Annotated in this window: 5 protein-coding genes and 1 pseudogene; 2 read left to right on the forward strand and 4 right to left on the reverse strand. The window is 68.6% G+C overall.

Going from position 1 to position 5935, the window contains the following annotated elements; all coding sequences use genetic code 11:
- A pseudogene (locus tag G6017_RS16745) lies at positions 1-170 on the forward strand (mismatch-specific DNA-glycosylase); the annotation flags it as partial.
- Between the two features lie 32 nt (positions 171-202).
- Here G6017_RS16745 and G6017_RS08190 read toward each other — a convergent pair.
- From G6017_RS08190 to G6017_RS08205, 4 genes are all read right to left on the reverse strand, one after another.
- Positions 203-724, reverse strand: a complete 522-nt coding sequence (locus G6017_RS08190) for a tRNA-specific adenosine deaminase (RefSeq protein ID WP_182616878.1) — start codon at positions 722-724, stop codon at positions 203-205.
- Between the two features lie 33 nt (positions 725-757).
- The gene (locus G6017_RS08195; protein WP_241731431.1) at positions 758-1873 is read right to left on the reverse strand and encodes a N(5)-(carboxyethyl)ornithine synthase; all 1116 of its coding nucleotides are present in this window, start codon (positions 1871-1873) and stop codon (positions 758-760) included.
- A gap of 220 nt (positions 1874-2093) precedes the next feature.
- Positions 2094-2300, reverse strand: a complete 207-nt coding sequence (locus tag G6017_RS08200; RefSeq protein WP_182611284.1) for a dodecin — start codon at positions 2298-2300, stop codon at positions 2094-2096.
- 149 nt (positions 2301-2449) lie between these two features.
- A complete protein-coding gene (locus G6017_RS08205) occupies positions 2450-4684 on the reverse strand; it encodes an NADP-dependent isocitrate dehydrogenase (RefSeq protein WP_179525636.1) in 2235 nt (744 codons plus the stop codon).
- A gap of 327 nt (positions 4685-5011) precedes the next feature.
- Between G6017_RS08205 and G6017_RS08210 the strand changes: the two genes are divergently transcribed.
- Positions 5012-5788 (forward strand): isocitrate lyase/PEP mutase family protein, encoded by a 777-nt coding sequence (locus tag G6017_RS08210; RefSeq protein ID WP_179525635.1) that lies wholly within the window; start codon positions 5012-5014, stop codon positions 5786-5788.
- Positions 5789-5935: the final 147 nt, after the last annotated feature.

Genomic DNA, 5935 nt, shown 5'->3' on the forward strand with positions numbered 1-5935 from the left:
CTGCTATCCGAAGCACGTCCCTAACACCGGGGTGGCCCGGTGGCGTGGTGCTGTGGGTGCTGCCGCAACCCAGCGGGTTGAACGCGCACGAGACCCTCGACTCCCTGGCCGCGCACTGGCGGGAGGTCTGGGGTGCGGTGGAGAGGACCGGGGACCCCGGTGCACGCTGAACCGGCCCGTCGTCACCCGACTTCCGGCGACGTCAGCCGTCGTTACTCCGTCGATCGGCCCGGAAGGACCTCTCGACCAGCACCCTGATCTCCTCCGCCAGCGCGGGGACCGGACCGGAAACGGGGAGTCCCGGGACCACGTCGGTGATCCCGAGCGGGGCGAGCGGCCCGGGTGCCACGCCGAGATCGGCTTTCCAGCCCGCGTACTGGGCCCCGCTGGAGGCGAAGACGATGCGCCCGAGGCCCACGAACGCGTGGGCGGCGCTGCACATCGCGCAGTGCTCGCCCGAGGTGTACACGACACTGGACGCCCGCTCCTCGGGCTGCATGCTCTCCGCCGCCCAGCGGGCGATCGCGAACTCCGGATGTCTGGTGGCGTCCCTACTCGATTCGCGGTTACGGTCCGCGAACCGCGCCTCGCCGGCCTCGTCGACCAGCACAGAGGGGAACGGTTTGTCCCCCGCCGCCAGCGCCTGCCCCGCGAGGTCCACACAGGTGCGGAGATGGACGAGGTCGTCGGCCCCGACGGGGCGGGGGTCGGACGTGGTGGTCACGGTGCCTCCTGGAAGAGTCTGCTCCCCGCGGGGTTACGAGCTGCCGCCGACGCGCGCGTGCGGGAAGTCGGCGGCACGCCCCTGGAACGCCAGGATATGCGGGTTCTCGATGACTCCCTCGCGGATCTCGATGGCGCGGGAGATGGTGAGGTCCTCATCCCATGCGGCCGGCCCCTCCATGACCGTCCGCAGGAAGGGCAGGAGCGCCTCGCTGATCTCCCACGTCGCCGAGTTCCACAGGTAGGACGGACTGTGGTCGACGGCGTAGTAGTGCACACCCTGCCCGACGGTGAACATCGGGTCCTCGAACCCCGTGGGCACGGCCCACTCGAAGCCCATGCCGGCGTCGCACGAGACGTCGATGATGAGGCTGCCGGCAGCGAACTCCTCGAGATCCACGGTCCGCAGGTAGGTCAACGGGGCTGTGACGTCCTGGAGAGTGCAGTTCACCACGATGTCGTGCGAGGCGAGGAACGTGGGGAGCAGGACGTCGCCGTCCTCGGTGGGAACCGTGCTGAGGTGGGTCGCGCCCTCGTCGGTGTTGAGCTGGGTGATGTGGGCGCTGTGGATCGGCGAGCCCACCGCCGTGGCCCCCCGCTGGGTGAGGACCTGGATGTCGTGGATCCCGTGGGCGTTCAGGGCGGTGACGGCCCCGCGCGCTGTGGCGCCGAACCCGATCACCACCGCGCTCAGCCGGGGCCCGTAGTTGCCGGTGGACCCCGTGAGGCTCAGGGCGTGAAGGACCGAGCAGTACCCGGCGAGCTCGTTGTTCTTGTGGAGCACGTGCAGACTGAAGTCGCCCTGCGGGGTCCAGTGGTTCATCGACTCGAAGGCGATGAGGGTGAGCCGACGGTCGATCGCGGTCTGCGTCAACCCGGTGTCCTGCACACAGTGCGGCCAGCCCCACAGGACGCGACCCTCCGGGATCTCGGCCATCTCTCCCAGCTGGGGTTTCGGGAGCAGCAGCACGTCAGCGGAGTCGATCACCTCGGCGCGCTCGGCGACCCGCCCCACGCGCGACTCGACATAGCCGGGATCGAGTTGGAAGTCGGCGGCGTAGCCGCGTTCGACGATCATGCGTGCGCGGAGGTCCGGCTCGATCCGGTCCAGGTGCCGGGGATGTATCGGGAGTCGACGCTCGTTCTCCATGGTGGAGCTCGCGAGCAGACCGAGGCTGAGGAGTTCGCCTCCCGGGGAGGCACCATCGCCAGTGGCGGCGGAGGTGGTGGCGGGCGGGTGAGCGGTTCCGGTCATCCGGACTCCCATCATCAGGGAACCGAATCCAGCTCCTGGTCCGACTATATGCGGCCGGACAGGGGAGCGGCCCGGCGCCGAGCGGGAGCGGCCCGCGGGACGGGTCCGATGACGCTCAGGACTCGTGCCGGAACCCGACCTTGATGGTCACCTGCCAGTGGGCCACCCGGTCGCCGTCCAGCTTCCCGCGGACGGACTGCACCTCGAACCACTCGAGGTTGCGGAGAGTCTTGGAGGCCTCGGCGACCGCGTTGGCTATCGCGGCATCCGTTCCTTCGGGGGAGGAGCCGACGATCTCGGTGACGCTGTAGACGTGGTTCATGGTGCCCTCCAGGTTGTGTGACCTGGCTCACTCTATCGCGGCTAGTGCCCTCGCCGGGCCGAATGACACCGGGCCGAATGACACCGGACCCGACGACACCGCACCCACCGGCGCGCGGCCGATGGGTGCGGTGAGGCGGGCGGGTCGGATCAGTTGCCGAGGCTCGCGAGCGCGGAGTTGAACGTCTCGCTCGGGCGCATGGCCTCCCGCAGCTTGTCGACGGAGGGCTGGAAGTAGCCTCCCAGCTCGACCTTGGAGCCCTGGACCGACAGCAGCTCCTCGAGGATGGTGTCCTTGTCCGCGGTCAGCTTCTCCGCCAGCGGAGCGAAGTGCGCCGCCAGGTCCCGGTCCTCGGTCTGCGCGGCCAGCTCCTGGGCCCAGTACAGCGCGAGCCAGAACTGGCTGCCCCGGTTGTCGAGCTCACCGGTGACGCGGGACGGTCCCTTCCGGTTCTCCAGCAGCTTGCCGGTCGCCGTGTCGAGCGTCTTGGCCAGGATCGTGGCCTTGGGGTTGTCGTCCTTCCGGCCGAGGTCGTCCAGGCTGGCCCCCAGCGCGAGGAACTCGCCGAGCGAGTCCCAGCGCAGGTGGTTCTCCTCCACCAGCTGCTGGACGTGCTTCGGCGCCGATCCGCCCGCGCCGGTCTCGTACAGTCCACCGCCCGCCATCAGGGGCACGATCGACAGCATCTTGGCGCTGGTACCGAGTTCGAGGATCGGGAACAGGTCGGTGAGGTAGTCGCGCAGGATGTTGCCGGTCACCGAGATGGTGTCCAGGCCCCTCCACGCGCGCTCGAGCGTGTAGCGCATGGCACGCACCTGGGACATGATCTGGATGTCCAGGCCCTCGGTGTCGTGGTCGGCGAGGTACTTCTTCACCAGGGTGATCAGGTTGTTCTCGTGCGGGCGGTACGGGTCGAGCCAGAAGACGGCCGGCATCTCCGAGGCGCGCGCACGGTCCACGGCGAGCTTCACCCAGTCGCGGATCGGCGCGTCCTTGACGGTGCACATGCGCCAGATGTCGCCGGCCTCGACGTCCTGGGAGAGCAGGACCTCGCCGGTGGCGGCGTCGACGATGTTGGCGACGCCGTCGTACTGGACCTCGAAGGTCTTGTCGTGGCTGCCGTACTCCTCGGCCTTCTGCGCCATGAGACCGACGTTCGGCACGGTGCCCATCGTGGTGGGATCGAACGCCCCGTTGGTCTTGCAGAAGTTGATGATCTCCTGGTAGATCCGCGCGAACGTGGACTCCGGGATGACCGCCTTGGTGTCCTTCTTGCGGCCGTCGGCGCCGTACATCTTCCCGCCGATGCGGATCATCGCGGGCATCGACGCGTCGACGATGATGTCCGAGGGCGAGTGGAAGTTGGTGATGCCGCGGGCGGAGTCGACCATCGCCAGTTCCGGCCGGTGCTCGTGGCACCGGTGCAGATCCTCGATGATCTCCTCCTTCTTGGAGGACGGGAGCGTCTCGATCTTGTCGTACAGGTCGACCATGCCGTTGTTGACGTTGATCCCGAGCTCGTCGAACAGGTCGTGGTGCTTGTCGAAGGCCTCCTTGTAGAAGACCCTCACCGCGTGGCCGAACACGATGGGGTGGCTGACCTTCATCATGGTCGCCTTGACGTGGAGCGAGAACATGACGCCGGTCTCCTTGGCGTCGTTCAGCTGCTCCTCGTAGAACTCCAGGAGCGCCTTCTTGCTCATGAACATGGAGTCGACGACCTCGCCGGCCTCGAGGGGCACCGTCTTGAGGACGTGGGTCTCGCCGTCCGGCGTCACCACCTCCATGCGCGCATCGCAGGCGCGGTCGAGGATGATCGACTTCTCGCCGGCGTAGAAGTCGCCGTGCGTCATGTGTGCGACGTGGGTCTGCGACGCCATCGACCACTTGCCCATCGAATGCGGGTTGGCCCGGGCGTACTCCTTGACCGCCTTCGGGGCGCGGCGGTCCGAGTTGCCCTGGCGGAGCACCGGGTTCACGGCGCTGCCCAGACACGCGGAGAGTCGCTCGGCGACCTCGATCTCCTCGGGGGTCTGCGGGTCGTACGGGTACTTGGGGATGTCGTAGCCCTTGGCCTGGAGTTCCGCGATGGCGGTGTTCAGCTGGGGGACCGAGGCGCTGATGTTGGGAAGCTTGATGATGTTGGTGCCCGGTTCCTGGGTCATCTGTCCCAGTTCGGCCAGGTTGTCGGGAACCTTCTGTTCGTCGGTCAACCGATCCGGGAAGGCGGCCAGGATGCGGGCGGCCACCGAGATGTCGCTCGTCGTGACATCGATATCGGCGGCGTCGGTAAAGGTGCGGACGACCGGGAGGAACGCCTCCGTCGCCAGTCGTGGGGCCTCATCGGTGAGGGTGTAGATGATCGTCGTTCTGCCTGGGGTCATGTCGGCTCTTTTCTTTTCAGGCTGATCGTGTTCTTGTGGAACGGCATCAGCACGCCTGCACCATCATCACCCGAGTCGGGCCGGCGTGGCCAGAACCCCCCAGTGTGGTCGATCGGTGCACGTGCGCGGTTGTGTGATCGTCTCGGCGTCACCCTGCACTGTGGCCCACGACGCACGCGTCCGCGGCGTTTTCCGGCGGCGGGGACCCCGACCGGGGCGTCCCGGGCCGGGCCGTCCCCGCGGGGCGGGCGCGTTCCGGCGGTGTCGCGTCCGTCCCATCAGGCCTAGTGTCGAGGGACGACCGCTACTGCCGAGGAGGCGTCGACGATGACCGATGTGGGTGCACGGGCACAGGAACTGGCCGCTCTACACGACTCGGGTGACCTGGTGGTCCTCCCGACCGTCTGGGACACCTGGAGTGCCCGGACTGCCGCGGACGTGGGGTTCCACGGACTCACCGTGGGAAGTCACCCGGTCGCCGACGCCATCGGGAGCGCCGACGGTGAGCGGATGGACTTCGGCGAGTACCTCGGGGTGGTGCGCAGGATCGCCGAGTCGGTCGACATCCCCGTGAGCGCGGACGTGGAGTCCGGGTACGGGCTCGGTCCGGACGAGTTGATCTCGCGGTTGCTCGAGGCAGGGGCGGTGGGGGCCAACATCGAGGATGTGGTCCACGGCGAGGGCGACCGGGTCCGGGACAAGCACGAGCACGCCGACTACATCGCCGGCGCCCGCCGCGCGGCGGATGACGCCGGTGTGCCCTTCGTGATCAACGGCCGCACCGACGCGGTCAAGCTGGGCGGAGAGGTCTTCTCCGATCCGCTCGCCGAGGCGGCCGAGCGCATCGTGCTGATGGAGCAGGCCGGCGCGCGCTCGGTCTACCCGGTGGGGCTGACGTCCGCCGACCAGGTGACCAGACTCGTCGGGGCGGTCTCGATCCCGGTCAACGTGACCGCTCATCCCGTGAAGGGCCACGGCGCAGGGGACCTGGCCGTCCTCAGGAACCTGGGGGTGCGGCGGGTGTCCTTCGGCCCGCTGTGGCAGATGTGGCTCACCAAGGTCTCCACCGAGCAGCTGTCCCACTGGATGACCCCCGACCAGTAGGTCGCAGCGGAGCGACCGCCCCGGCAGGCGGTGCGTCGGACGTTCAGTCCGAGGCGCTCGGGCGCCTGCGGCCGGCCTTGGCCTGCGAGCGCCGGCTCTTGGCGTCGAGGCGCCGCAGCCTCGATCCGTAGGTGGGCCGTGTCGGCC

The organism is Dietzia sp. B44 (genome assembly GCF_014145245.1).
Taxonomy (GTDB): domain Bacteria; phylum Actinomycetota; class Actinomycetes; order Mycobacteriales; family Mycobacteriaceae; genus Dietzia; species Dietzia natronolimnaea.

Bases quoted from the DNA above. Each gene is read 5' to 3' on its own strand.
- G6017_RS08195 (WP_241731431.1), bottom strand. From the start codon at position 1,873: ATGGAGAACGAGCGTCGACTCCCGATACATCCCCGGCACCTGGACCGG.
- G6017_RS08200 (WP_182611284.1), bottom strand. From the start codon at position 2,300: ATGAACCACGTCTACAGCGTCACCGAGATCGTCGGCTCCTCCCCCGAA.
- G6017_RS08210 (WP_179525635.1), top strand. From the start codon at position 5,012: ATGACCGATGTGGGTGCACGGGCACAGGAACTGGCCGCTCTACACGAC.
- G6017_RS08205 (WP_179525636.1), bottom strand. From the start codon at position 4,684: ATGACCCCAGGCAGAACGACGATCATCTACACCCTCACCGATGAGGCC.